The organism is Veronia nyctiphanis (assembly GCF_004116385.1).
GTDB lineage: Bacteria > Pseudomonadota > Gammaproteobacteria > Enterobacterales > Vibrionaceae > Veronia > Veronia nyctiphanis.
The window spans coordinates 1-685 of sequence record NZ_PEIB01000104.1 but is presented as its reverse complement, the minus strand read 5'-3'; the positions used below and the strand labels follow the sequence as shown (position 1 = coordinate 685).

Sequence of the window (685 nt, the reverse complement as noted above, 5' to 3'; positions counted from 1 at the left end):
TTAACCATACAACCCCAAGAGGTCTTGTGTATGGTCAACAACCAAGGTGTTCTATTAAAAGAACATGTTCATCTCTCGATGAACGATTTCGCCGGACTCAAATATGTTTATTCTTCTTTCGAAGATAAACCCAAGAACACTTGAATGTGTTTGGTGTTACTTAAAAGTAACTATTGAGAACTTTACTATCACTTCTTATCAAAGTGATATTGTTTAATCTTTCGATTAAACAGTCAGCTTTCCAGATTGTTAAAGAGCATTCTCTTTCGAGAAGAGTGGTAAATAACCACTGTCTAAGCATTCTTTCCCCTGCAGCGACGTCAAAAAACGGACCCGATAACATGATTGCTTACTGGGTCTGCCTGTCCGTGCAGAAAAATGTTTAGAGAGTGGTGGGCGATACCGGGCTCGAACCAGTGACCCCCTCCTTGTAAGGGAGGTGCTCTCCCAACTGAGCTAATCGCCCACGATGGTTTGTTTTCACCTTTATAAAGATAAAATCCAAACGGAGTTTTACATCCTCTGTGGAAGAAGATGGTGGGTCGTGCAGGATTCGAACCTGCGACCAATTGATTAAAAGTCAACTGCTCTACCAACTGAGCTAACGACCCGCTTGGCACTTCAACAATGAAGTGGCGTCCCATAGGGGAGTCGAACCCCTGTTACCGCCGTGAAAGGGCGGTGT

At 43.8% G+C, this 685-nt stretch carries 2 tRNA genes; both read right to left on the bottom strand.

The annotated features are described in order from the left end of the window. Window positions 1-390: 390 nt before the first annotated feature. A tRNA-Val gene (locus tag CS022_RS24630) sits at window positions 391-466 on the bottom strand. A gap of 69 nt (window positions 467-535) precedes the next feature. Next, a tRNA-Lys gene (locus tag CS022_RS24625) sits at window positions 536-611 on the bottom strand. Window positions 612-685 lie beyond the last annotated feature (74 nt).